Origin of the sequence: Herbaspirillum sp. GW103, from assembly GCF_000261365.1 — a bacterium.
Classification (GTDB): domain Bacteria; phylum Pseudomonadota; class Gammaproteobacteria; order Burkholderiales; family Burkholderiaceae_D; genus Herbaspirillum.
In genome coordinates this window covers 1,069,647-1,093,315 of sequence record NZ_AJVC01000003.1, presented here as the reverse complement: position 1 = coordinate 1,093,315, position 23,669 = coordinate 1,069,647, and the positions used below count along the sequence as shown (strand labels likewise).

General features: G+C 60.3%; 20 protein-coding genes and 1 pseudogene. 11 read left to right on the top strand and 10 right to left on the bottom strand.

The window, feature by feature from the left end; translation table 11 throughout:
* Positions 1 to 71 precede the first annotated feature (71 nt).
* The 5 genes and pseudogenes from GWL_RS08440 to GWL_RS23765 all read left to right on the top strand — a co-directional run bounded on the left by GWL_RS08440 (position 72) and on the right by GWL_RS23765 (position 6,220).
* Positions 72 to 3,086 carry a Tn3 family transposase gene (locus tag GWL_RS08440; protein WP_008328754.1) on the top strand — a complete coding sequence of 1,005 codons (3,015 nt, stop codon included), beginning with the start codon at positions 72 to 74 and terminating at the stop codon, positions 3,084 to 3,086.
* A complete protein-coding gene (tnpC, locus tag GWL_RS08435) occupies positions 3,083 to 3,433 on the top strand; it encodes a Tn3 family transposase post-transcriptional regulator TnpC (protein WP_034350311.1) in 351 nt (116 codons plus the stop codon). Before GWL_RS08440 ends, tnpC begins: the two co-directional genes overlap by 4 nt.
* Before the next feature lie 194 nt (positions 3,434 to 3,627).
* A complete protein-coding gene (locus GWL_RS08430; RefSeq protein WP_008328752.1) occupies positions 3,628 to 4,350 on the top strand; it encodes a MotA/TolQ/ExbB proton channel family protein in 723 nt (240 codons plus the stop codon).
* Positions 4,351 to 4,487: 137 nt separating this feature from the next.
* A pseudogene (locus GWL_RS23860) lies at positions 4,488 to 4,994 on the top strand (TonB-dependent receptor plug domain-containing protein); the annotation flags it as partial.
* 677 nt (positions 4,995 to 5,671) lie between these two features.
* Positions 5,672 to 6,220 (top strand): TonB-dependent siderophore receptor, encoded by a 549-nt coding sequence (locus tag GWL_RS23765; protein WP_237713542.1) that lies wholly within the window; start codon positions 5,672 to 5,674, stop codon positions 6,218 to 6,220.
* Positions 6,221 to 6,463: 243 nt separating this feature from the next.
* Here GWL_RS23765 and GWL_RS08410 read toward each other — a convergent pair whose 3' ends face one another.
* The 5 genes from GWL_RS08410 to GWL_RS08395 form a co-directional block, all read right to left on the bottom strand.
* Positions 6,464 to 7,783, bottom strand: a complete 1,320-nt coding sequence (locus GWL_RS08410) for an integrase family protein (RefSeq protein ID WP_008328746.1) — start codon at positions 7,781 to 7,783, stop codon at positions 6,464 to 6,466.
* 171 nt (positions 7,784 to 7,954) lie between these two features.
* On the bottom strand, positions 7,955 to 8,110 hold the full coding sequence (locus tag GWL_RS24100; RefSeq protein WP_157174209.1) for a DUF2946 family protein: 156 nt from the start codon (positions 8,108 to 8,110) through the stop codon (positions 7,955 to 7,957).
* A 283-nt stretch (positions 8,111 to 8,393) separates the two neighbouring features.
* The gene (gene copD / locus GWL_RS08405) at positions 8,394 to 9,278 is read right to left on the bottom strand and encodes a copper homeostasis membrane protein CopD (RefSeq protein ID WP_034350305.1); all 885 of its coding nucleotides are present in this window, start codon (positions 9,276 to 9,278) and stop codon (positions 8,394 to 8,396) included.
* Positions 9,275 to 9,640: a copper homeostasis periplasmic binding protein CopC gene (gene copC / locus GWL_RS08400; RefSeq protein ID WP_034350606.1), complete on the bottom strand. Its 366-nt coding sequence runs from the start codon at positions 9,638 to 9,640 to the stop codon at positions 9,275 to 9,277. The genes copD and copC overlap by 4 nt, the downstream gene beginning before the upstream one ends.
* A gap of 246 nt (positions 9,641 to 9,886) precedes the next feature.
* Positions 9,887 to 11,230 (bottom strand): sigma-54-dependent Fis family transcriptional regulator, encoded by a 1,344-nt coding sequence (locus GWL_RS08395; protein ID WP_008328739.1) that lies wholly within the window; start codon positions 11,228 to 11,230, stop codon positions 9,887 to 9,889.
* Between the two features lie 247 nt (positions 11,231 to 11,477).
* On the opposite strand from GWL_RS08395, the gene GWL_RS08390 reads away from it, so the two are divergent.
* From GWL_RS08390 to GWL_RS08375, 4 genes are all read left to right on the top strand, one after another.
* Positions 11,478 to 12,353 (top strand): MBL fold metallo-hydrolase, encoded by an 876-nt coding sequence (locus tag GWL_RS08390; protein ID WP_008328738.1) that lies wholly within the window; start codon positions 11,478 to 11,480, stop codon positions 12,351 to 12,353.
* Positions 12,354 to 12,375: 22 nt separating this feature from the next.
* A complete protein-coding gene (locus tag GWL_RS08385) occupies positions 12,376 to 12,570 on the top strand; it encodes a DUF2892 domain-containing protein (protein ID WP_008328737.1) in 195 nt (64 codons plus the stop codon).
* Positions 12,571 to 12,638: 68 nt separating this feature from the next.
* Positions 12,639 to 14,306: a bifunctional protein tyrosine phosphatase family protein/NAD(P)/FAD-dependent oxidoreductase gene (locus tag GWL_RS08380; RefSeq protein WP_008328735.1), complete on the top strand. Its 1,668-nt coding sequence runs from the start codon at positions 12,639 to 12,641 to the stop codon at positions 14,304 to 14,306.
* Between the two features lie 10 nt (positions 14,307 to 14,316).
* Positions 14,317 to 15,111, top strand: coding sequence for a sulfite exporter TauE/SafE family protein (locus GWL_RS08375; RefSeq protein ID WP_008328733.1), 795 nt, complete (start codon positions 14,317 to 14,319; stop codon positions 15,109 to 15,111).
* Here the strand turns inward: GWL_RS08375 and GWL_RS08370 are convergent.
* Complete coding sequence (locus tag GWL_RS08370) at positions 15,105 to 16,127, bottom strand: DNA-binding protein (RefSeq protein WP_008328731.1); 1,023 nt, start codon at positions 16,125 to 16,127, stop codon at positions 15,105 to 15,107. The two genes, GWL_RS08375 and GWL_RS08370, sit on opposite strands and share 7 nt — an antisense overlap.
* Positions 16,128 to 16,310: 183 nt before the next feature.
* Here GWL_RS08370 and GWL_RS08365 point away from each other — a divergent pair, with 183 nt between their 5' ends.
* Positions 16,311 to 17,291 (top strand): site-specific integrase, encoded by a 981-nt coding sequence (locus GWL_RS08365; protein ID WP_008328729.1) that lies wholly within the window; start codon positions 16,311 to 16,313, stop codon positions 17,289 to 17,291.
* A gap of 36 nt (positions 17,292 to 17,327) precedes the next feature.
* Here GWL_RS08365 and GWL_RS08360 read toward each other — a convergent pair whose 3' ends face one another.
* Positions 17,328 to 17,696, bottom strand: coding sequence for a hypothetical protein (locus tag GWL_RS08360; RefSeq protein ID WP_008328727.1), 369 nt, complete (start codon positions 17,694 to 17,696; stop codon positions 17,328 to 17,330).
* Positions 17,697 to 17,962: 266 nt separating this feature from the next.
* On the opposite strand from GWL_RS08360, the gene GWL_RS08355 reads away from it, so the two are divergent.
* Positions 17,963 to 18,583, top strand: coding sequence for a carboxymuconolactone decarboxylase family protein (locus GWL_RS08355; protein ID WP_008328726.1), 621 nt, complete (start codon positions 17,963 to 17,965; stop codon positions 18,581 to 18,583).
* Positions 18,584 to 18,650: 67 nt separating this feature from the next.
* Here GWL_RS08355 and GWL_RS08350 read toward each other — a convergent pair whose 3' ends face one another.
* The 3 genes from GWL_RS08350 to GWL_RS08340 all read right to left on the bottom strand — a co-directional run bounded on the left by GWL_RS08350 (position 18,651) and on the right by GWL_RS08340 (position 23,622).
* Positions 18,651 to 19,445 (bottom strand): EAL domain-containing protein, encoded by a 795-nt coding sequence (locus tag GWL_RS08350; protein ID WP_050978075.1) that lies wholly within the window; start codon positions 19,443 to 19,445, stop codon positions 18,651 to 18,653.
* Positions 19,446 to 19,516: 71 nt separating this feature from the next.
* Positions 19,517 to 21,997 carry a YbcC family protein gene (locus tag GWL_RS08345; RefSeq protein ID WP_237713562.1) on the bottom strand — a complete coding sequence of 827 codons (2,481 nt, stop codon included), beginning with the start codon at positions 21,995 to 21,997 and terminating at the stop codon, positions 19,517 to 19,519.
* A 62-nt stretch (positions 21,998 to 22,059) separates the two neighbouring features.
* Positions 22,060 to 23,622, bottom strand: a complete 1,563-nt coding sequence (locus GWL_RS08340; protein WP_034350302.1) for an NADH-quinone oxidoreductase subunit L — start codon at positions 23,620 to 23,622, stop codon at positions 22,060 to 22,062.
* Between the last annotated feature and the right edge of the window lie 47 nt (positions 23,623 to 23,669).

Below are 23,669 nucleotides of genomic sequence, written 5' to 3'. Positions count from 1 at the left end.
GAGCCTGTTGATGTCACTCCGATTTTTCAACGATTTCGCCTTTGAACGACCCTGCCAAGGATCCCCTTACCATGGCCAGTATCGAACGGACTGCGTATCCTAGATTTCCACGTACGCTGACACTTAAAGACCTTCATGCAACCTTCACGCCGCGGCCTGAAGAAATAGAATGGGTAGCCGGTTTCGCCCGCTCCGCGCCGCGGCGCCTGGCCTTACTGGTGAATCTGAAATGCTTTCAGTTTTTGCGCTACTTTCCTGCCATTGATGCTATTCCCGCGGAAATCGTGGAGCATATTTCTGCGAGTCTTGGTATGCAGCCCGTTCATGCAATTTCATACCCCGATTCAAACATATCTCCTTATCGCCATCACAAGGCAATCCGCACGCTACTCGGGGTAACGCCATATGAGCATGTGAAGACCAGGCCGATTACTGTTGAGATCTCGCAACGCGCGGCCGCCATCGTTGATACTCGTGTAGACATCATCAATATCACGGTCGAGGAATTGGTACGGTCAGGTTACGAGCTTCCTGCGTTTAGCACCCTGGACACTATTGCCGAAAAAGCCCACGCTGCAGTGGAGTCCGCGCTCTACAAAAAGATATCCCAACGATTGTCCTCTGCCCAAAGGCAGTGGCTTGATAGTCTTCTAGATACGGAACTACCACAGCGCCGATCCCTTTATCACCAGATTAAGCGCTCTGCTAAGAAGGCTTCTCGCAAGCATCTCGATTTAGTGTTGGACCAGCTAAATTGGCTAGAGTCATTGCCCGATCCCGGAACGCTGTTGGAAGATGTGCCGGCCAACAAATTGCGGCATCTCTCCGATCGTGCAGCCGTCCTCGATGCGGCAGAAATGAAAGATTACAACCCAGCGAAAAGACAAACGCTCATTCTGGCTCTTATTCATCACATGCGGATCGGTGCCCGGGACGACATTGCCGAGATGTTCATTCGACGCATCAGCGCTATTCACAAAAGCGCGCGAGAAGAATTGCAGGTTCTGCAGGCGCGGCAGCGGGAGCTCAGTGAAGAGCTTGTCGCAACCTTAGAACAGGTTGTGGAGATTCTCGCTGAAGGTATGGAAGATGCTCCGACAGGAAGACGTATTCGCGACCTCTTGGCCCCACATGGCAGCTTGGAACGGCTGCAGGGCGATTGTGAGGCAATCCGAGTTTGGAGTGGAGGAAATCATCTTCCATTGCTCTGGAAGCCTTTCAAATCTTGGCGTGCTGCCATGTTCCAGATGGCGAAGGTACTGGTTTTTCATCCGGCCACGCAGGACAAGGCTCTTCTCAAAGCTTTGGATATCGTAATGGAGAACGAACACCGGAAAGCAGAATGGATCGCCGAGGAGGTAGATCTATCGTTTGCTTCAGAACGATGGCATAAACTTGTCCGACGTTCTCACGGCCTTGGAAACCCGACTAATCGTCGTTACCTAGAAGTCTGCGTCTTCTCCCATCTGGCCAGTGATCTGCGTAGTGGCGACGTGTGTATCGAAGGTGCTGGTACATTTGCCGATTACCGTGGCCAGCTTCTCTCTTGGAAGGAGTGCGAGGCACTACTCCCAGAGTATTGCGACCGAATTGGTATCGCTGTCAATCCTCAAGCGTTCGTCGAAAACCTCAAAAGCATGTTGGCGGACACGGCGGCGCAGGTGGATAGCGAATTTCCTCAGCACGCCGGCGACGTATCGATCGGCGCCAATGGGGAACCGACTTTGAGGCGCGTCACCGCCCGCGAGATTCCCGCCTCAGCCATTGCGCTGCAAGCTGCGATAGATAGCCGGCTCGTGCCTCGCAATCTGCTCGACATCCTCGCCAACATTGAACATTGGACGGGGTTCACTCGTAATTTCGGGCCGCAGTCCGGTGACGACCCCAAATTACGCAATGCTCGCGAACGTTACCTGCTGACCGTATTCGCAATGGGATGCAACCTGGGACCGCATCAGGCCGCTCGACATCTGTCCAATGGCGTCACCCCTCATCAGCTTTCCTATGTCAACCAGCGCCACATGAGCCTGGAACAACTAGACAACGCTTGTCGCGACCTCGCGGAGCTGTACCTTCGCTTGGAACTTCCGAAGCTCTGGGGCGATGGAACGAAGGTGGCTGCTGACGCCACACATCACAATTTTTACGAACAAAATCTCCTTGTCGGCATGCACTTCCGATACAAGCGGATGGGCGCGGTGGCATATCGTCATGTGGCGGACAACTACATTGCGAATTTCCGCAGCTTTATCCCGCCGGGAATGCTGGAAGCGATATATGTCATTGAAGGTCTGATGAAAGCGGGTCTGAGCGTCCAGCCAGACACGGTCTATTCGGACACGCACGGGCAATCTGAGGTCGTATTTGCATTCACCTATCTGAATGGCATCCAGCTAATGCCTCGAATTCGTAACTGGAAGGATCTAAAATTCTATAAAGCTGACAAGGCCACTAAGTACAAGCACATCGATAGACTTTTTAGCGATGTCGTTGACTGGAAACTAATCCAGAACCACTGGCAAGATCTCATGCAAGTAGCGATCTCGATCCAGCAAGGGAAGGTCGCGTCTCCGATGCTCCTTCGAAAATTGAGTCATGACGGCCGCCACAATCGACTCTTTGCCGCCGCAAGGGAGCTGGGTAGAGTACTGCGCACCATCTACCTGCTGCGGTGGATCTCGCAAAAGGAGATGCGTCAAGAGGTGACCGCTACGACCAACAAAATCGAGTCTTACCATGCGTTCACCAAATGGCTCGATTTTGGCGGTGACGTCATCACCGAAAACGACTTGAACGAGCAGCAAAAGAGAGTGAGATATATCGACTTAGTGGCTTCTTCTGTCATTTTGCAGAACACGGTGGATATGATGCGAATCATCCAGGAGCTTTATGCAGAAGGTGAGCAAATTGCCGTTGAAGATGCAACATATATGAGTCCCTATGGCACCACGGGCGTCAAACGCTTCGGAAATTATTTCCTTGATATGAAACGTCCGCCTGAGGCTTGGCTTAAGGAGGCACTATTTAAACAGGCTGCCAAGAGAGCAAGAGCGGAAGCACCGAAAGGCGCAGAGGGAGGCGCATGACTAAAGGACACGAAACCATAAAGACGGCCTATGGTTTGGTAGATAACAGTGCTCTAAAAAAACTTCAGCAGGAATTCGACACTTCGGCTTTATTAGCTATCGTCGATGAACTTGATCAGGTCATAGACTTGCTGCGCTCAGAAGATGGATTGCGCGACGAATTACTTCGCCTGCATGGGATGGCACACACCGTCTTAAACGGCGCGGGTCTCTCTGTGCCGACAGGGGAGGACTCATTGCCAGAGATGGTATTTGACACAATCAGCTGCGTTCAACGCATCGTAGGGGTTATGCGTGGTTGGCAGCGATCAATAGAGCCCCTTGAGGCACTCGCACCAAAAGATTGAATCAGTTATAAAGAAACATACGTTTATTACTTTTAGGCTTATGTATGAACATTAGCCTTATCTCGGCTGCCCCCCCTGTAGAGAGAATGTGACAATTTGTCGCACGCATCACATCGGGTCCTGCGCGCATAATTCGAGCCTTCTCCCATCCAGGGCGAGTCAACGTGCCTCGCCCCATGAAGACTTAAAACATCATGGAAGTCAGTCCTTACGGCCTTCAGAGTTTGTGGGCGCAGGGTGACATCGTCACGCGCGCAGTTGCCGTCCTGCTGATAAGCATGTCCATCGCCTCCTGGCATGTCATGCTGACCAAGGCACTTGACCTGCTACGCATGCGTAAATCTGCGGAGGCCGCCCGTCGTGATTTTTGGATAGTCGCCGACCTGGAGGGCGCCCTGGCTACTTTAGGGCATGACAATCCATTTGCCGCGCTCGCCCGTGCGGGCAGGACTGCGCTGTTTCATCATCAACAGCATCGTGGATATTTGCATGAACAGCTCGCTGTCAGCGACTGGGTCACCCTGGGCTTGCGACAGTCCATCGATGAAGCTGCTGCGCGTCTGCAAGCAGGCATGGCCGTTCTGGCATCCGTAGGGTCCACAGCGCCGTTCGTCGGTCTGTTCGGAACAGTCTGGGGTATCTATCACGCACTGGTCTCCATCGGTACCACCGGCCAGTCAAGCATCGACAAGGTTGCCGGCCCCGTTGGAGAGGCGCTGATCATGACTGCGCTGGGACTGGCGGTAGCCATTCCCGCCACCTTTGGCTATAACGCGCTGGTTCGAGGCAACAAGAGCACGCTGGCACGCCTGAACAAGTTCGGTTTCGACCTGCATGCGTTGTTCGTGACTGGCGCTCGTGCAGCGGCGTACCAAGTCAATGAATTGACCTTGAGCGTGGCGCCGTCCCCGCGGTAGAACATACGCGAGCCTGGCATGTCGCTCCGGCGGTAAGGCTGATGAGCCGTTATCCGACCTTCTCCGAGTTCCTGTCCAACAGCCAGAGAATTGAAAAATCAGTTTGCTTTACGGTTGCCAGAAAATTACTTTAAACGATGAAAAAGACTTCCATCGCAGCCGCCATCGCATTGATCTATCCATTTGTAACAGCCGTCATGGCGCAATCCAGCAACGCCACCTCGACACCCATCACCAATGCGGTTGCTGCTGAAAGCATTTCAGACAAGCAGCCCGTGTCTTCGGAGCTTCCTGAGGTTGTCGTTACAGAGGAGAGTCCGGGCTACGCTGCTTCACGGTCCAGCTCGGCGACGCGCACGGATACACCGTTGCTGCAGACACCGCAGTCTGTCTCTGTATTGAAGCGATCCCTCCTTGATGACCAGGACGTCCACAGCCTCTCCGATGCACTCGTCAACGTTTCCGGGGTGATGCCGACCAAGCCGGAGGAAGCATTGCTGATCGCTCCCATCATTCGAGGGTTTCCTGCTGAGACCTATCTGGATGGCCTGTCCATCTTCGGCGGAAATCAACAAGCATTCAATCCAGCAGGCTTGGTCGGCGTCGAACGCATCGAAGTGCTGAAGGGACCAAGTTCGACCCTGTATGGTGGTGGCCTGGGCTCTCCCTTGGGCGGACTCATCAACATCGAGTCGACGCGTCCCGAGATTGGCAGCAATGGCGGCTTTCTTGGTGTACGAGCCGGCAGCTACTCCACCACCAACCCCTATGGCGACTACAACGTAACACTGAGCGACAAGCTGGCAATACGTCTCGCAGGGGAATACCAGGACAATACAAGCTGGATCGACAAGGTCCACGGGAAACGCGTATTTTTCCAGCCCAGCATCCTGTTCAAGCCCGACGCGCAGACCGAGATTCTTTTTTCTGGCCAGTACAACCGTACCCAGCAGCTTGAGTACTCAGGGCTGCCGGCTCAACAGGCGCTGGCGGGTCAGCTTTATCGCAATGCCTTTCCAGGTGCGCCCAATGGCCAGCCCATGACGGATATCAACAATCGTCTCGGAAAGATCGAGTTGCGCCACAAGTTTGACGACGGCGTTCGCCTGGAGGCGTCCGCACAGTTCTACACCAGTGACGTTGGCCAATACGGAAGCTTCATCTATCCGGCACTGGCAGCGCCCAATGCTTCTACACCGACCACCTATCCGATCTTCCCGCTCACCATGCCTTCCGCGCACCATTCGGTTTCATCGGCTCAACAGTACCCAAGCCCGAGACCTCCAGGAACATCGAGCTTGGTATCAAGCTTGACGATAAAGTGCGGAAACTGTCGGGCACGCTGGCCGTGTTCGAACAGACCCGCGACAACGTCGCTACAGCGGATCCCAGCAATCCCCTCGTGTCGATTCAGACGGGGCAGCAACGCGCACGCGGATTCGAGGCCGACATGACCTGGGAACCGGTGCGAGCGTTGTCCTTGCTGGCGAACTACGCCTATACCCAAGCGGTGGTCACGCAAGACAACACGATCCCGGTTGGGGACACACTGGCCCGCGTGCCAAGGCATAGCGGACGCCTGGCCTTCCGCTATCGCGTACTGGATGGCGCCGCTGAGGGATTGTCGTTCGGAGCCGGTATCACGGCACTCGGTCGCCGTCAGCTGACCTTGCCCAATACCGTCTCCGTGCCAGGCATGGCGACTGTGGATGCCCAGGCAGCCTATGATTTTGGTCGGTACACCCTTCAGCTTTCCGGATACAACCTGACGGGACGACGAAGCTACGAGTCCTATCAGTATTTTGGCTTTCCGGTCGTCATTCCGACACAGCCGAGATCGTTTTACCTGACGCTCAAAGTCAATATCTGAGCACGGCAGGTGGTGTTGTCATGGAGGTCAAGGTTATTAGAACGCATCTCACGCCTATTTATGAAATGGGTTCTACAGACGTAATTCGAAGCAGAGCTGGTCGCCGCAGCATCGTGCCTTGTTCCAGTGTAACGGGGAAGCTGCGGGTATTGGCAAAGCGGGAGGGCTCGAACTGCCCTTCCGCTTTCATCGAGTGTTGCGTGTAATCAAAGCGTCGGGTTCGGCCCCTTTTGCAATTCTGTCTCAGGCAGCCAGCTTTTCTGTATCCCACTGCGCCGGCGCCCTGCCCTGCATGAGTTGCTCCAAGACTTGCGCCAGCCGTGTCATCCAGAGCCGCTTCAGGGCATCGTGAGCATGCCTGTCTGCAGACAAGCGGAGACGATTGCCGCGCTGTCCCTGGATTGCGGCCAGGATTTCCGGTGGACATTCCAGTGCTTTGAGCAACTCCACGGCTGTCCGTCGGAGATCGTTGGGCGTCCAGTCCGAAATTGGCAGGCGTGGTCGCTGATATTCAGGACGTGAGTCACAGTCCTCTCGCGCATTCCAGACCGCCACGCCGACGTTCTTGGGATCGAAGCGTCCGCCCTTGCGTCCTTTGAACAGGTAACCATTCGTGCTGGCCAGCAGCCGACGCTGCACGATCTCCAGAGCCCGTCCCACCAGGGGGATACGAAAATCGCTCGCGGCACCGCGTCGTTGGGGACGCAACTTTGCCTCCGGGATGATCCACCACCAGCCGTCCTCCTCCTGGCTGATCTCGCTGGCGTACATGGCGCAAATTTCCTTTCCAGGAGCACATGTCCACGCAAACAGCGTCAGGATGTCTTCATTGGCGCTGGTGAAATGATGCAACCACGGCAGCAGGATGGCGAGCTCATCGACCGACAGCAGACGTTTCTCGGCGCCACGATGCACGCCCTTGACACGAACGCCCTTGCTCTTGAACTCCCCACGCAGGATACCGCGCCAGACATTGACGTTCTCCGCAGGAAGCAATCCATGGGTAATGGCGTAGTCCCATGCCGCGCCCAGTTCGCGTCGCGTGATGGTGCCTTGGGTGGGCCGGTCCAGGAACCCGCGAAGAAAGTCAGCAGCCAGGTCTGCATCGACCTTCTGTGCGGGTAGGCTACCGAATTCACCGAGCGTGCGAGCGAAAATGCGCCATACTTCCCTGGCCCCTCTCTCGCCCCAATGATGCTTGACGTGCCCCTCGTAATAACGCAAGCCAATTTGCTGCACCGACAGTTGCGCAGCGGATTCATTGGGCATGGCGATGGAAGCCCGTCGTGGGTGTTCCGTTTGCCGATGTACTGTTGAGGGATCGACGCCCTGATCACGCAGACTCTTGAGCTGCCTCCAATGGCGAACGGCCGGGGTCAATGACATGTTGGGCCACTCGCCCAGCTTGACCTGACGGATCCTGCCATCATCCGGATTCTTGTAGCGATAGATCCAGTTGTACATGCTTTCGTTGGCACGCAAACGCAAGCCGCGATGCTTGGGAATGGTGAGATGCTCGCCGGCGGCCAGCGACTGGACTGCAACTGCGACTGCATTAAACATGTTTTCTTCTCCGTTGGAGCAATTCGATCTGACCAAATTCATTTGGCTTTGCTGATCAATGCAATTGACCGCCAGTTTGAATTCGGCGTCGGAATAGCTCGCATCAAGGCGCCAAACTCTGCGTGAGACGACTTCAGCTTGTTCATGTGCTATTTCGGTCGATATTTCTGCTCATAACGAGCTGCCGGTGGCACTGCAAACCTCCATCCAGCTGATCTGGCTATTGGAGGCCAGCGCCCGCGAAATGCTTGGAGCGGCAGCGACAAAGAGCATCACGCATAGCGCAAGCCATGCGATCAGTCGATGAAGGCGTTTACTCAAACTCATGTTCGGAGGTCCGGAAACAGCAGACAAAGTCACGTTGAGGGCCGCTTATGATAAGCCTGCTTTTCTAGCTGATGACACTGCATCGATCTGGTTGCGTCAATTTGCCGCAGTCAGGAAATTGACGTTGTGCGCTCCGTAGTGGCGCAACGCGGGAGAATCTGGCAAAGCGCGATGGATCGGGATACCGCGCCGGCGGTACCGACGCCAGCCGCGGCAGCGGCGGATCAGCGCAGCGCACAGGTCGATCCGGAGTTCGTCTTGAACCGCCCACATGGCAGCGTTTTCAATTCGGTTGCAACATTCCCAGCCAAGCCAGCAACACCAGCGCAAAACAGGACAGCAAGATTTCCGCCATGGTCAGAAGGCGTATCCGATGCAGCGCATTGCGCTGTTGACGCATCGCCGGCACCAGTACATACCTGTTGAATACAGCAATCGCCACCATGAAGCCCGCCACCATGATCTTGATGGTCAGCAACGCTTGATAGCGAAAATGGAAGTCCAACGGCAGCCTTCCAAGAATCAGGATCGTATTGACCAAGCCTGTCAGCAAAACCAACGCAACCACTGCGTGACCGACATTTGAAAAGCGCCGCAGAATCGCGCTGACCAGCTCAGGATACGCGCAGCGATATTGCCCTGAAAGGATCAGCAAGACGATCGGCAGGGCCCCCATCCATGCCCCTACGCTCCAAACGTGGAGAAGGTCATTGGCCTGATGCAGCAGTCCCTCCCCTCCCTCATTCATGACGGCATGTCCGGTCAGCGCCAGACTCGCGAGTACGATACCGCTGCCCCCGAGACATGCCAGCAAGCGCATGCGATCCGTTTGCGTCACGCTGAGCAACAGCAGGGAAACGGCTAATAACTGGAACCACCATGCCGTACCGATCGAGGTGCCATTGGCGACCGCAGCGAGCGTGTCGAAGCGCCAGGCATCAGCCCAGCCGTCCCCCAGAATACTGGCTTGCAGCGGCAAACTTGAAAGGACGGCGATGAACAGGAGTCCATACAAAAAGCGTCGCCATCCGGCCAGGCGTTGCCACAGATGGCTCCTGAGCGGCTCGGCCACCAGCACCAGCAGCGTCAGGCTCGCTCCCCACAGGAACAGTGCCGCACCATCGACAGACAGGCGGCACAGGCCCAACAAAAGCGTTGATGAAATCAAGGTGTCACGGAGAAGCTGTACGCACCCTCGGTTTTGTGTCCATCCACGGACAAGGCATGCCATTGCACGGTGTAGGTGCCCGGCGTCAGCCGTGCTGGAATCCCGACCATGAGAGACTTTCCTTCGTCCATGAGCGTGACTTGGCCCAGGTGGACTTCCTTCTGGTCCGGACCGGAGAGCTTGAGGCCGCTAAACTTCAGATTCAAGCCTTCGGAGAAGTTGAGGGTCAGCTCTGCTGGTGATGTCACTACCGCCTTGTCGGCGGGGATGGTCGTCTTCAGGTGGGCATGCGCCCAGACGGATGGCGCCAGGAACAGGCTGGACAGAACTACCAATGACAGGAGGCGTTTGATATTTTTCATGATCGTCAATTCCACTAGGGCATCAGTTGAGGAAGTGCACGAACCCTGAGCCGGGCTGACCACTTGAGCCATGAAAAGTGAGGGAACCCGGGTCAGCGCGTACATCTTCGCGGGCCACAAGTTTGCCACGACCAGAGCGCTGCGCCTGCGACATATTGTCGCAGAGAAGCGAAATACGCATTACCCGCATACGCATGATCGCGTGGCTCAGCATTGATCGTTCAGCGCTGCATGAGCAAACAGGCCCTAACCGCGATCAGACCCGGTCGACTTCATCCGCCTGTACAGCGTACGTTCACTCATCCCCAGGCTGGCCGCCAGTTCCTTGCGACTCCCCTTGAACTGGCGCGCCATCTCCATCAAATCAGCTACTTCGGACACAGGCTTGTCCATTCCGGGCGAACGTGTCGGCTGGAAAAGCTCCAACGCCAGATGCTCACTCTTGATCACCCCGTCATCGGCAAACAGCCTCGCACGCTCAATCACGTTGCGAAGTTCGCGGATATTGCCCGGCCAGTCGTGGTGCATCAATTGCGCCATGGCCTCCGGCGAGGTTTGCAGCGGTTTGCTTCCGACCCCGGCGCCGCGCTGAAGCAATGATTCGACCAGCAAGGGTATGTCGTCGCGCCGTTCCCGTAACGGCGGCAAATGGATGGGAAAGGCGCTGATACGGTAATACAGATCCTGGCGGAACTCGCCCTTGGCGACCATTTGCTGCAAGGGCTTGTGCGTGGCCGCCACCAGGCGGAATTCGGCCTGCTGCGTATCGACCGCACCGACACGCCGAAAGGTGGCCGATTCGATCAGCCGCAGCAGCTTGACCTGCATTCCCAATGGCACGTCGCCGATCTCGTCCAGGAACAAGGTGCCGCCCTTGGCCGTTTCCACCAGCCCCGCCTTGCGAACGTGGGCCCCGGTGAAGGCCCCCTTTTCGTAGCCAAACAGTTCACTTTCGAACAGGCTCTCGGTCAATCCCGAGCAATCCACGACCACGAAAGGACCGCGCGCCCGCGGACTGGCCTCGTGTACCGCGCGTGCAAACAGTTCCTTGCCGCTGCCAGACTCCCCCAGCAGCAGGACCGGCAAGTCCGACATGGCCACGCGCTGCAACTCGCCCAGCGCACGATTGAAGGCCGGTGCCTTGCCAACCAGCCCCTGCCGACTGGCCTGCACCGAGGCATGGCGCACAGTCTGCAAGCGCTCGACGAAACCCACCACGCGATGCTGCTGATCGATGATCGGCCGCAACTCCACATCCACATGCTCCGGCCCGCGCGGAGTGTGATGGATGTGCAGCACCCGATCCGGTCCCTTGGTCACCAGAGCACTCTGCAAAGGACAGTGCTCTCCAGCCTGGTCGCAAGGCACCTGGTAATGATGAGACATGGCATAGCACTTCTGACCGATCGGCGCCCTGCCCGCCGTGGCGAACTGGCGCCGGTAAGCCGTATTGGCCGCCAGAATCTCGTAATCGGTGTTCATCACGATCATCGGTGTCGGCTCGTGGTCCAGATAGGAAATCAGGGCCTGTACTTCGAACGGTTGCAATACATCCGGTAATGACGACACGACGCTCTCGCTTTCTTCCATAAAAATCCAGGCGCATAGCCCTCTCATGACCCACTCACCCTGTCACTGCCACTGCCATTCGGACTGCCTTCGGCACTGCCAATTGGCAGTATGTCACTGCCAGTTGGCAGTGTCACTGGCAGCCGGGGGAAGCACTCATTGCGCCCGAAGAGAAATTTATTCAAATAAATCAACAACTTGAATGAAGGCATCGCATTGGCACAGATTTTGATATGAAGAAAATATCTGACAATCAGAGGAGGACAACATGGACAACCTGCATATTGAAGGCCATTTCGACCCTGCCACCAGTACCGTGAGCTATCTCGTACTGGATCGCGCGACCCGGCAATGCGCGCTGCTCGACAGCGTGCTGGACTACGATCCCAAATCCGGACGCACTTCCACCAGCAGCGCCGATCACCTGATCCGGCGCGTGCAGGAACTCGATGCCTCGGTGCAATGGATCCTGGAAACCCATGCCCATGCCGATCATCTGTCGGCAGCGCCCTATCTCAAGCGCAAGCTGGGCGGACGTATCGCCATCGGTGAACATATCCGCCAGGTGCAAGACGTATTCGGGGCGCTTTTCAATGCCGGCAGTGAATTTGCGCACGATGGCAGCCAGTTCGATCACCTCTTCGCCGACGGCGAGCATTTCCAGATCGGGACCTTGCAGGCGCGTGTCATGCACACGCCCGGCCACACTCCGGCCTGTATTACCTATGTCGTGGAGGAAGGCGACCAGATCGCCGCCTTCGTCGGCGATACCCTGTTCATGCCCGACTACGGGACCGCGCGCTGCGATTTCCCCGGCGGGAATGCCCGCACGCTCTTCCATTCCATCAACAAGGTCCTGAGCCTGCCGCCGCATACCCGCATCTATCTGTGCCACGACTACCAGCCCAACGGCCGGCAGCTTCAATTCGTCACCACCGTGGCCGAAGAGCGCAGCAACAACATTCACGTCCGCGATGGCATCAGCGAAGAGGAATTCGTGGCCATGCGCAGCGCCCGTGACGCCACTCTGGCCATGCCGGTGCTGCTGCTGCCGTCGGTGCAAGTCAATATGCGTGCCGGCCAATTGCCACCGGCCGAGGCCAATGGCGTGCGCTATCTGAAGATCCCGCTGGACGCAGTCTGATCCCCAACCCTGAGGAGTCATCGTGAAATGCAATGTAGGCGGTATCGACCGCATCTTGAGAATCATCGTCGGCCTCGTGCTGGTCATCCTTGCGGCTACCGGCACCGTGGGATGGTGGGGCTGGCTGGGCCTGATCCCGATAGGGACCGGCCTGCTGCGCTTCTGTCCGCTATATCCGCTACTGGGCATCAGCAGTTGCGCTACCCGGGATCGCTGATCCCCCTCCCCTTGCTGGTCGACGCCGGGGCGTCGCCGCCAGGGATACATCCATCGAGGAGACATTCCATGAACATCAAGCAACTGACGGCCAACCTGTCCGTCTCGGCCCAGGTCATGCCTGCCGATATGGCAGAGATCGCTGCGGCCGGCTTCAAATCCATCATCTGCAATCGTCCGGACGGGGAAGCCGGCGACCAGCCCAGTTTCAGAGAGGTCGAGCAACAAGCACAGGCTGCCGGCATCGAGGCTCGCTATCTGCCGGTGATCCCGGGTCAGGTGGCCGATACCCAGGCTGACGAATTCGACCGTCTTCTCGAGGATCTGCCCAAGCCCGTGCTGGCCTATTGCCGCAGCGGCATGCGCAGTACCACGCTGTGGGGGCTTTCACGTGCCGGCCGTATGCCCACGGGAGAAATATTGAGCCGCGCCGAGCAAGCAGGTTACGACCTGAGCGCGCTGGTGCGCAGAATCAACCAGAGCAATGCCACGCCATTCGATGTGGCCGACTCGACGCACAAGGTGGTCATCGTCGGTGGCGGTGCTGCCGGGATCTCGGTGGCGTCGAGCCTGCTGGCGCGCCAGCCTGGGCTGGATATCGTCATCATCGATCCGGCCGATGTGCACTATTACCAGCCCGGCTGGACTTTGGTGGGCGGCGGCGTATTCACACCCGCGCAGACGGCCCGGGTGATGGGATCACTCATCCCGCGCGGGGTACGCTGGATCAAGTCGGCCGTGGCCGGCTTTGAGCCGGAGCGCAATGCGGTGCTGCTGGAAGGATGTCGCGTGGTGAAGTATGAACAACTGGTGGTCTGCCCCGGCCTGAAACTGAACTGGGACGGCATCGAAGGTCTTACCGACACCCTGGGTCGCAATGGCGTGACTTCCAATTATCGCTATGACCTGGCGCCCTATACCTGGGAGCTGGTGGAGCGCTTCAAAGGGGGGAATGCCGTTTTCACCCAGCCGCCCATGCCCATCAAATGCGCCGGGGCCCCGCAAAAGGCCATGTATCTCTCTTGTGATGCGTGGCGACACGCCGGTGTACTGGAGAAGTCGAATGTGCAGTTCCGCTCGGCCGGTGCCGTGCTCTTCGGCGTGGCCGAGTACGTGCCAGCCTTGATGGAGTATGTGCAAGCCTATGGCATCGATCTCAACTTCGGACAGACCCTGACCGCCATCGATGGCGGACGCAAGATCGCCACCTTTGCCGTCAGCTCCCCCGATGGTAGCTCGCAGAAAGTGGAAGTGCCCTTTGACATGATCCACGTGGTGCCGCCGCAGACGGCACCGGACTTCATCCGCAGCAGTCCTCTGGCCGATCCGGCCGGGTGGATCGATGTTGATCAGTCGACCTTGCAGCACAAGCGCTTTTCCAACATCTTCGGACTCGGCGATGCGGCCAACTCGCCCAACGCCAAGACCGCTGCCGCGGCCCGCAAACAGGCACCCGTGGTCGCCCACAATGTGCTCCACAACCTGGGCCGTCAATCCGTTCAGGCCCGCTACAACGGTTATGGATCTTGTCCCTTGACCGTGGAGCGCGGCAAGATCGTTCTGGCCGAATTCAACTATGGTGGCAAGCTGGCGCCCAGTTTCCCGGCGTGGATGCTGGATGGCACGCGGCCATCGCGGCTGGCCTGGCTGCTCAAGGAGCGCATTCTGCCGCCGCTGTACTGGGAGGGCATGCTCAAGGGACACGAGTGGCTGGCGCAACCCGAAATGGTCGGTTGAGGAGACAGAGATGAGCATGAGCCTGTTACTGGGTGCCTTGGTGGGCTGCATCATGGGCCTCACCGGCGCCGGTGGCGGTATCCTGGCCATTCCGCTGCTGGTGTTCGGCCTGCATCTGAGCGTGCCGCAGGCCGGTCCCATCGGCTTGCTGGCCGTAGGCATGGCTTCGGCCATGGGGGCGGTGATCGGTTTGCGGGCCGGCATCGTGCGCTATCGGGCTGCCGCGCTGATCGCTGCCGTCGGCATCGTCCTCACGCCGCTGGGAACGTGGCTGGCGCATCAGCTCGATACGCGCTACCTGACGCTGCTGTTCGCCCTGGTCATGGTGTGGGTAGCCATCAAGGGCATGCGGGATGCCCGGCGCAGCAAGACAGCCGCGGCCACCGTATCGGATGACTGCCCCTGCCTGCGTGACAAGAGCGGGCGCTTCGTCTGGACACCCCGTTGTGCCAGTCGTCTGGCCGTCATGGGTGGCGTGGCGGGCGTGCTCTCGGGTCTGCTCGGCGTGGGGGGCGGGTTCGTCATCGTACCGGCCTTGCAGCGCGTGACCGACCTCGCCATGCAGTCCGTCATCTCGACTTCGCTGGCGGTCATTGCGTTGATTTCACTGGTCAGCGTCGGCACCAGCATGGTCAGTGGTCACTTCGACATGGGCATTGGCCTGCCATTTTCTGCCGGAGCGATCGCGGGCATGTTGCTCGGAGGAAGGCTTGCGGTACGCTGGCATCCTGCCCACCTGAAGCTGGCGTTTTCGGTCGTCTGCATGATGGTCTCGGCGGGCTTGATCGTGAAATCCGTTCACTGATCTATCTCTGGCTCGCTGGCGCTCTGGTTGCGCCACTGCTGCTGCAACGCTTCATGCGTTTCCAGCCGCGCGCGTGCCGCCGCCAGATCGCGCTCCCCTTGCTGCCATTGCTGACGCATGCAGGCGGCCTCTTCCTCGGCCTTGCTTGCGCGGGATTGCAACTGCTTGAAGGCCTCGTTGCTGGCAGCCAGTTGCGCCTCGAGCACGAGTTTGGCCGAGGCGACCTGTTGCAGCGAGTCCAGCTGCTGCTCCCGACGCGTTGCCAGCGTGAGCTGCTCAGCCAGCGCCTGGCGGCTGTGCGACAACTCGGCGATCAGGCGCACGCCTTCCTGGTTCAGGCGGGTGATATCCTCCTGGCGAATCACCGCTTCCTGACGCAACTGGCGCAACTCGGCCTGCAGGCTCTGGAGTTGTTGTTCGTGGCGCCGCTGATCCTGCTCGCGCTGCTCCCTGGCCGCACTGCGGTAGTGCTCCAGGGCCTGGCGTGCGTGCTGGTGCTTTTCTTCCAGCGACTGGCGATGCTGTTCGTTCTCGTCCAGACGTTCCTGCAAGGCGGCCAGACGGACCTCCAGCGTGCGGACAACGGCAGCCTGTTCCTGGCGCTCCTCACGGGTCTTGTCATGCGCGGCGCGCTCGGCAATGAGGGCCTGTTGCGTCTGGCCCAGATGCAACCCCTGCTCGGCATGGGCCGCACGCAGCGTCTCCAGCTCCTGGCGCATCCGCGTCGTTGCCGCCTCGGCGTCGGCGCGCACGGTCTGTACCTGGATCGCGGCTTCGGCCTGCAACTGGGCCGCCAGGCGACCGACCAGATCCTGCAAGGTGTCGCTAATGCTGCGCGGCCGGTCCTGGCCGCCCTCTTCTTCTTCCAGTTCTTTCAGATATTTGTGGATGGTCGTCTTGGAACCGGTATTGCCCAGTTCCACCCGCACCGCATCCACCGATGGATGACGGCCTAGTGCCAGCAAGGCATCACGGGCTTTCTTCACTTCCGATTTGTAGAGGCCGGTGCGCGCCATGGTTTCAATCCGTTATTTGATAATGTATTACATAATACGTAATTACATAATATATTCAAGGATTTTTCCTGGATTATCTTTTCAATATTAAGATTGAATATTGGATCATTATTCAATCTTATCGGCTAAAATCGCCCGAGATCCTCCCATCGGGCTGTAATGCCCGTTCATTGCGCCCTTGTCATGATCGATATCGACGACTACCTGCACGCTGCCACCCGTGACAACACGCGCCGCAGCTATCGCGCCGCCGTGCGTCACTTCGAAGTCGAATGGGGAGGCTTCCTGCCGGCCACGGCCGACAGTCTCTTGCGTTATCTGGCCCACCACGCCGGAAAACTGGCGCACAACACCCTCAAGCAGAGGATCTCGGCGCTGGGGCAGTGGCATGTAGACCAGGGATTTCCCGATCCGACCAAGGCGCCCGTGGTGCGCAAGATGCTGCGCGGCATCCAGGAGCTGCACCCGACGCAGGAAAAGCGGGCCAAGCCCTTGCAACTGGCCGCCCTGGAACAAACCGTGACCTATCTCGACCAGCAACGCGAACTGGCTCGCCAGCAGTCTCGTTTCACCGATCTGCTGCGCCATACGCGGGACAAGGCCCTGCTGCTGATCGGATTCTGGCGGGGCTTTCGCAGCGACGAACTGGCGCGCCTGGATATTGCCCGCATCGAGGCCGTGGCAGGCGAAGGCATGCGCATCCACCTGCCGCGCACCAAGACCGACCGCAATCTCAAGGGCAGCACCTACAAGACGCCGGCGCTCTCGCGGCTGTGTCCGGTGGCGGCCTATCTGGACTGGCTGGCAGTCAGCGGCCTGAGCAGCGGGCCGGTGATCCGCGGCATCGATCGCTGGGGCCGCATCAGCGAAGAGGCGATCCATGCGGTGAGCATCATTCCGCTATTGCGGCGGATCCTGAGTTCGGCCGGCATTGACGATACCCATCTCTACAGCTCGCACTCACTGCGCCGCGGCTTTGCCAGCTGGGCCAGCGCCAACGGCTGGGAGATGCGCGCCCTCATGGAGTACGTGGGATGGAAAAACATTCATTCGGCGGCACGCTATGTGGAATCGCAAGACCCCTACCACCGCGCCATGCTGGAACGCCTGCTGCCGGAGCAGCCCGCCACATTGGGCACAGCAGATGAGGCTGACCTGCCATAGGATCAGCCCGCGTCAACGCAAGACGCACGGAAAGACTTACTCGCAGTCCGGATTGCCGTGCGTCTTGACGCACTGGCTGCGCGCGCAGGCGGCAATGACCTGGTTGCGGCCATATTCATTGATGTCGACTGTCACGTAGACAGGATATTGCTGATACTCGGTGCGCAGGATGTCCTGGCATACCGTATCGGTGCGATTGCCGTTGACCACCGAGCTGCAGCGGGTCTGTCCGGTCGGCACCTGGATGGCGCGGGTCCGCATCTCCATACGGGTCTGCTGGATGATCGGGTACTGCGCATAGGCCGCCGGAGCGCACTGGCTCTCCGTGGCGCGATAGGCTTCGGTGGCGCAGCCACCCAGCGCCAGCAGCAGGGCCAGCCACGGGAGTACGGCGTGGTTTTTCATCGAGAGGGTCTCATTGCTTGTTTGCCGGGCAGAGATTGTAGCCGCGCCGCACGGCCAACACCATCGACTCTCCCCTGCCTGATGATGGGAGTGAAATCGGCAAGCGCCTGCCGATGTTGTATGACATTCACACTCGCGTACTCTCAAATGAAGAGTTGGCAAGACATTCCGTGCAAGCTCGCCTATGCTGGGACCGCCGCATCCATGGCCGCCAGCGCCATCGACGGCACCCATAAACAGATCAATATTCAGAGACAGAGACCTTCATGAACCGATTCCTGCGCATTGCCCTTGCCTCCACCTTGTTGTCGGCCGCCGTAGCCCAGGCTGCGGACCGCCTGCCGGTGATTCCGCCCGACCAGTACACACCGGAACAGAAAAAAGCCGCCGATGAATTCCTCGCTGCGCGCAAGGTGCCTGTGTTCGGCCCCTTCGAACCCCTGATGCACAGTCCCCAGGTGATGACAGAGGCGCGCTCCATGGGCGACTATCTGCGTTACAAGTCGGCCATCGGCAACACCCTCAGCGAGCTGGTGATTCTGATCACGGCGCGCGAATGGACCCAGGATTACGAGTGGTACGTGCACTATCCCATCGCCATCAAGGCCGGTATCAAGCCGGAAGTGGCCGCCGCCATCGCCGACGGCCGCCGTCCGGAAGGCCTGAGCGAGGATGAGCAGATCGTCTATGACTTTTCGCTCGAACTGCATCGCAACAAGCGTGTTTCCGACCAGACCTTTGCCCGCGCCGAAAAACGCTTCGGCAAAAAAGGCGTGGTCGATCTCACCGGCATCAATGCCTACTACACGCTGCTGGCCATGCAGATGAATGTCGCGCAATACCAGACACCCAAGGACGCCAAGCGACTGGTGCGATTCCCCGACTAAGAGAAAAAACGGCCTCCCACATGGGAGGCCGTTTTGCTTCAGTACCGCCGGCGCCTGTCTGGAGAAGTCATTCCCAGGCCGTCTCAGGCACGATCCCCAGCGACTGGAACGCCGGTCTGGCAAACCAGTACCCCTGCATCAGGTCGATTCCCAGTGCCGCCAGATGATCTCGTTCGGCACGGGTCTCCACGCCCTCGGCCAGGATCTCGATGCCGAGCTCACGACAGATGGCGGCAATGCCGGCCACGATGGCCTGGCGCGGCTTGTCGGTATCAATGTTGCGGACCAGGTCCATGTCGATCTTGATCAGATCGGGCTGGTATTCGGCCAGCAGGTTCAGGCCCGCATAACCGGCACCGAAATCGTCGATGGCAGTGCGAAAACCGAAGCGGCTGTATTCCTTGAAGATGTTCACCAGATGCGGACGGTCGTCCACCCGCTCGCCTTCGGTCACCTCGAAGATGATGCGTTCGATCGGAAAATCATGTTTGCGCGCCGCCTTGAAGGTGCTCTGGATACAGACCTCCGGACGATAGACCGCATTGGGCAGGAAGTTGATCGACAGGAACTGCGTCATGCCCAGCTGCGCCGCCCCCTCCACGGCCTTGGTGCGGCAAGCCTGGTCGAAACGATAGCGATTGCCGTCGTTGACCTGGGCCAGTACGGTATGGGCGGGCTCCCCCTGGGGGCCGCGCACCAGCGCTTCGTATGCGTACACCGAGCGCGTGGACAGGCGCACGATGGGCTGATAGGCATACTCGAATTCGATGTCCAGCGTGCCCTCCTCCGAGCAACCCTCGCAGGAGCGGCGCGCAGCGTCCTCTCCCGGGTTGGCTTGGGAGGCTGGGAGTATGGGAATCATTCTCTCTCCGGCAATCATGAATTGCAAAACGGCATCCATGCTACATCATCTCGCCAACGATACCAGAAGTTTCACAAAGCAATTGATTTCCAGCCCTCGCGCCGCCACTGCTCCAGGCCCTCTTGGCCAAAGCGCCAGAGGTGCAGCCAGCCGTGCTCCAGCAACTGCCGCACGATGGCATGGCGGGTGACGATGGCGTCGATGGCCTCGGCCGGGGCATCGATCACCACGGTCAGGCGCAGCGGCTCATGTATCCACTGCTGACCATCATGCAGGGACTGACGCGACAGGCCGATGCGCAAATCTCCGCCATTGCCCTCGAACACGCCGATGGTGCCGCCCACCACGTTGTGCAGCAGCTTGTTGCCACTTCCCAGGCGCAGCGGGTCGCTGGTGGAGGCGTGGTACTGCCAGTTGATCCAGTGGGTCACCAGCATGGGTGCGGTCATCAGCAGCTCCAGTACGCTGCCGTCGTGATCCTGGCAGGCATCGTAGTCGTGCAGGAAGCAGCGTCCGCCCAGATCCAGGCCACGGCTGCGCGCGCGCGGCGCGATCAGGAAGGCGGCGTTGCCGGTCAGGCCCCACTCGGGACGCGTCTGGGCGCCGTCATTGGCGCGGCGACGCAATTGCTTGAGCAGGACCGGTGCGGCCTGGGTCGGATCCATGCCCAGGCGCAGCGCACGTTCACGGCGCACACGATCACCGGCCTCGGCCAGCACCGGTTGCAGGGCTTGCCAGCGCGACCGCGCGGCCGTCGGCAGCAGGTCCAGATCGAAGGCTTCGATTTCGTCGGTGGTGGTGTTGTGCAGGACGGCCAGGAAATGGCTCTCTTCAGGCAGGAAGATCTGCCGCTCCAGCAGGCCGCGTCGCACGTCGTGCTCGTTGAGCAGTTGCGCCAGCGTGCGCGCGTTGACTTCGCCGGTCTGGCCACAGCAGGCCCCGCAATCCAGCGCCGCCGCGTGGGCGTTGTTGGCCGACTGGCTGCCATGTCCGACCAGCAGGACCAGCGGCGCCACCTGGCGGTCCAGTCCCATGGCGTGCAGGACGCGGGCGGCCAGCGCCACCTTGTCTTCCAGCGGGACGCCGACCAGTTGCGGCCGGCACAGGTCGCGATACCGCGCCGGCAGCCCGGCCAGATCATCGCGCGCACGCTCGGCCTGACCCGGTCGCAGCCATTGCCACAAGCCGCCCAGCGCCGTCACACCCGCCACCTCCACGAACGAAAACGCCGAACCCGGCCAGCGTGTGTTGCCCGACCACTGCTCTCTGAAGGCCAGCGTCTTGCGCCGCGCCCGTGCCACGGCGCTGGCCAGCACGCCGCCGTCGGCGGTTGCAGCGGCCGGCATGAACACATCCTGCACCTGATAGGCCGGAGCCAGCAGGCCCGGCAACTGCGGGCGACTGGCCTCGGTCGCCAGCGGCGTATAGGCCACCGGCAGGCCAAAGAAACCGGCAAAGCCCAGCGTCTGCATGCCCGGATGCACGGCCTCCAGTGCCCGCCGCAAGGGTTCGCTGCGCACGTCGATGCAGAAGGCGGCCTGCACCTCCACCGTGGGCGTGCCGCCGGCATCCTGCTGTAGCAAGGCGGCCGCCAGCTTGCGCTGGTAGCCGGCCTCCAGCGCGACCTGCCACAGTTCATCGACCAGCAGATCCTGGCGAACCTGCTCCAGCCGTTCCTGCGAACGTGCCCAGGCCTGCTGTACGGTATGGAAGGCGTGGCTGGCGGCTTCATCATCCTTGCACTCCAGCAGCAAGGCGCCCCACGCCATGCGAATGGCCAGCAGCTCACGCAGGTGCTCGTCGCTGCCGCCTTCCAGTTTGGCCTGCCAGCCCAGGTAGGCACACCAGGAGGCCCAGCCATTGACAGTCAGCAGTACCGACTCCAGGTAATCGGCCCAGACCTCGGGTGGCAGGTCCATGTGCCGCATGACCCACCGTTCGGCCTCGCGTGCACAGGCAGGCAAGGTACGGATGCCCTCGGCAATATGCGGCAGGCCCATGAGCAGGCCGATACCGTGGTCGTGCTCCAGCGTCTCGCGCCAGAAGGCGTACAGGCCCATGCCGCGCTCGGGCTGCCAGTCGGCCTGGTGGCGGTCGAAATAGGCGGCGCAGGTCTGGCTGACCTGGTGCGTGATGGCCTGCCGCCAGGAGAGCCGAGTATGACGCTGGGGGTCGTTGTCCAGCACATCGATGAGCAGCGGCAGGCGTGGCGCCGGGCTGGCCGAGGCCAGTACGGCAAGACAGTGGGCGACGTCGAAGCCACGCTCCTGGGCCTCGACGGACTGCGCCAGCGCGTACTCCAGGTCGGCCTGCGTGACACGGCCCTGGTCCCAGGCCTGCTGCAGTTGATCCTTCGGCGGAAACACCTGGATGCCGCCCAGCAGCGCCATGCGCGCCGCCACCTGGCGCAGCGGCATGCCGACCCGTGACCAGTGCGGATTGACCGCAATGGCGCGATCCAGCGGCCAGGCCGGAGCGATGGCGCCGCAGGCATCCTGGCAGGCTTGCTGCAGCTGCTGCTCCAGTTCAGCGTTCCAGGCGGCGACCGGCATGGTGGCCTGCGGCTGGCGATGTTGGACAAATTGGTTCATGCAGATTCTCCGGTGAGTCGGGTTCAGCCCTGGCCACGGCCATCGCTGGCAAGATTGTTCATTTGTTGCCCGGTGGCGGCCCGGCGGGCGCTGGGTGCCCAGTTGGAGGGCCAGAGTTGCAAGGCCAGCCGGGTGTAGGCTTCATCCAGATAGAAGCCGGCGTAGCTGCGGCGGCGCCAGGCGGCCATGGCCTGCGGCGCCAGTTGCATCAGACCCATGCAGACATACAGGGCCAGCATCGCCAGCAGCGCCGTCACGCCAAACACGGCGCGCGGGTAATCGTTGATATGCAGCGGCAGCAGGTGGGCCAGCAGCGCGGCCAGGGTGAGCCCGGCGGCCCCCAGCAGGCCCAGCAGCCAGCCGCGCACCCGGCCACTGCCCTTGGCCGTGGAGCACCACAGCAGCGGCGCCCAGGCCAGCCCGAGAATGCCGCTCCACCACCACGGCCAGGCGGCATGCGGGCTCAAGCTGTGCAGGCCCAGCACCAGGGCGATACTGACCACGGGTGCCAGGATCACGCTCCAGGCCGACGGAGTCGCGGCGCTGTAAAGGGCCGACAGGCGGGTCTCCCGCACCACCGAGGAAGCCGACAGAAAGGCATGCGCCTTGTAGAGCGAGTGACCGATCAGGTGCAACGCAGCGAACAGGTACAGGCCGGCCGCGCATTCCAGCAACATGAATCCCATCTGCGCCACGGTCGACCAGGCCAGCTTGACCTTGATACTGATGCGGGTGAGCATCACCAGCCCGGCCAACAGAACGGTGCCGGCGCTGACGATGAGCAGCACGGCGCGCGCGGCGACGGCCTGCTCCAGCAGGGGCGCAAAGCGCACCAGCACGAATCCGCCCAGGTTGACCACGCCCGCATGCAGCAAGGCCGACACCGGGGTGGGCGCCTCCATCACCTGGATCAGCCAGCCGTGCACCGGCAGCAAAGCCGTGCGCAGGATCACCGCCAGGGTCAGGCACAGTGCGCTCATCTGCAAGGCGCTCGACATGCCGTGCTGGTCCAGGTACAGCCACAAGTCCGAGAACGAGCCGCTGCCCACGCTCACCCAGGCCAGTGCAGCGGCGGCGATCAGCAGGCAGTCGGCGATACGGTCGGCAATGCTCTTCTTGTAGGAGGCCAGCCGTGCAAACGGACGGTCCGGATAGAAACACAGCAAGCGCTGCAAGGCCAGGCCGACCACTGCCCAGGCGGCGATGAGCACCACCCAGTGATCGGCCAGCAGCAGCAGGTGCACGGCCGTGAGCACCAGCGCCAGGGCGGCGGCATATTGACGCTGCCCCTGCTCGCCTTGCAGATAGCGCGCGGAGAAGCTGCCGATCACCGTGCCCAGTCCCTGCACCAGCAGGGCCAGCACCAGCCCCAGCGTGGTCGGGTGCAATACGCCCGGCCAGGGCGCGCCAGCGCGGCCCGCCACCAGATTGAACAAGGCCGACAGCAAGGCCAGCAGGGACAGCAACCGGAACAGCGTCCAGACGCGTGGCGGCGCCAGCCGGGACAGGCCCAGCACCAGGGCGGCGGCCATCGTCAGTGCGGGCGGTGCCCAGGCACTGCAGGAGATCAGCGGGATGGTCGTCATGACAAGCAACCTCATGAATTGGAATGCCATCATGATGCTTGCCATCG

What these genes read in the sequence shown, in the direction of transcription:
- GWL_RS08395 (WP_008328739.1), bottom strand. Translation starts at nt 11,230, where the DNA reads ATGGAAGAAAGCGAGAGCGTCGTGTCGTCATTACCGGATGTATTGCAA.
- GWL_RS24100 (WP_157174209.1), bottom strand. Translation starts at nt 8,110, where the DNA reads ATGAGTTTGAGTAAACGCCTTCATCGACTGATCGCATGGCTTGCGCTA.
- GWL_RS08380 (WP_008328735.1), top strand. Translation starts at nt 12,639, where the DNA reads ATGAACATCAAGCAACTGACGGCCAACCTGTCCGTCTCGGCCCAGGTC.
- GWL_RS08375 (WP_008328733.1), top strand. Translation starts at nt 14,317, where the DNA reads ATGAGCATGAGCCTGTTACTGGGTGCCTTGGTGGGCTGCATCATGGGC.
- GWL_RS08430 (WP_008328752.1), top strand. Translation starts at nt 3,628, where the DNA reads ATGGAAGTCAGTCCTTACGGCCTTCAGAGTTTGTGGGCGCAGGGTGAC.
- GWL_RS08345 (WP_237713562.1), bottom strand. Translation starts at nt 21,997, where the DNA reads ATGCCGGTCGCCGCCTGGAACGCTGAACTGGAGCAGCAGCTGCAGCAA.
- tnpC (WP_034350311.1), top strand. Translation starts at nt 3,083, where the DNA reads ATGACTAAAGGACACGAAACCATAAAGACGGCCTATGGTTTGGTAGAT.
- GWL_RS08350 (WP_050978075.1), bottom strand. Translation starts at nt 19,445, where the DNA reads ATGATTCCCATACTCCCAGCCTCCCAAGCCAACCCGGGAGAGGACGCT.
- GWL_RS08370 (WP_008328731.1), bottom strand. Translation starts at nt 16,127, where the DNA reads ATGGCGCGCACCGGCCTCTACAAATCGGAAGTGAAGAAAGCCCGTGAT.
- GWL_RS08360 (WP_008328727.1), bottom strand. Translation starts at nt 17,696, where the DNA reads ATGAAAAACCACGCCGTACTCCCGTGGCTGGCCCTGCTGCTGGCGCTG.
- GWL_RS08340 (WP_034350302.1), bottom strand. Translation starts at nt 23,622, where the DNA reads ATGACGACCATCCCGCTGATCTCCTGCAGTGCCTGGGCACCGCCCGCA.
- GWL_RS08440 (WP_008328754.1), top strand. Translation starts at nt 72, where the DNA reads ATGGCCAGTATCGAACGGACTGCGTATCCTAGATTTCCACGTACGCTG.
- GWL_RS08390 (WP_008328738.1), top strand. Translation starts at nt 11,478, where the DNA reads ATGGACAACCTGCATATTGAAGGCCATTTCGACCCTGCCACCAGTACC.
- GWL_RS08410 (WP_008328746.1), bottom strand. Translation starts at nt 7,783, where the DNA reads ATGTTTAATGCAGTCGCAGTTGCAGTCCAGTCGCTGGCCGCCGGCGAG.
- copC (WP_034350606.1), bottom strand. Translation starts at nt 9,640, where the DNA reads ATGAAAAATATCAAACGCCTCCTGTCATTGGTAGTTCTGTCCAGCCTG.
- GWL_RS08365 (WP_008328729.1), top strand. Translation starts at nt 16,311, where the DNA reads ATGATCGATATCGACGACTACCTGCACGCTGCCACCCGTGACAACACG.
- GWL_RS08355 (WP_008328726.1), top strand. Translation starts at nt 17,963, where the DNA reads ATGAACCGATTCCTGCGCATTGCCCTTGCCTCCACCTTGTTGTCGGCC.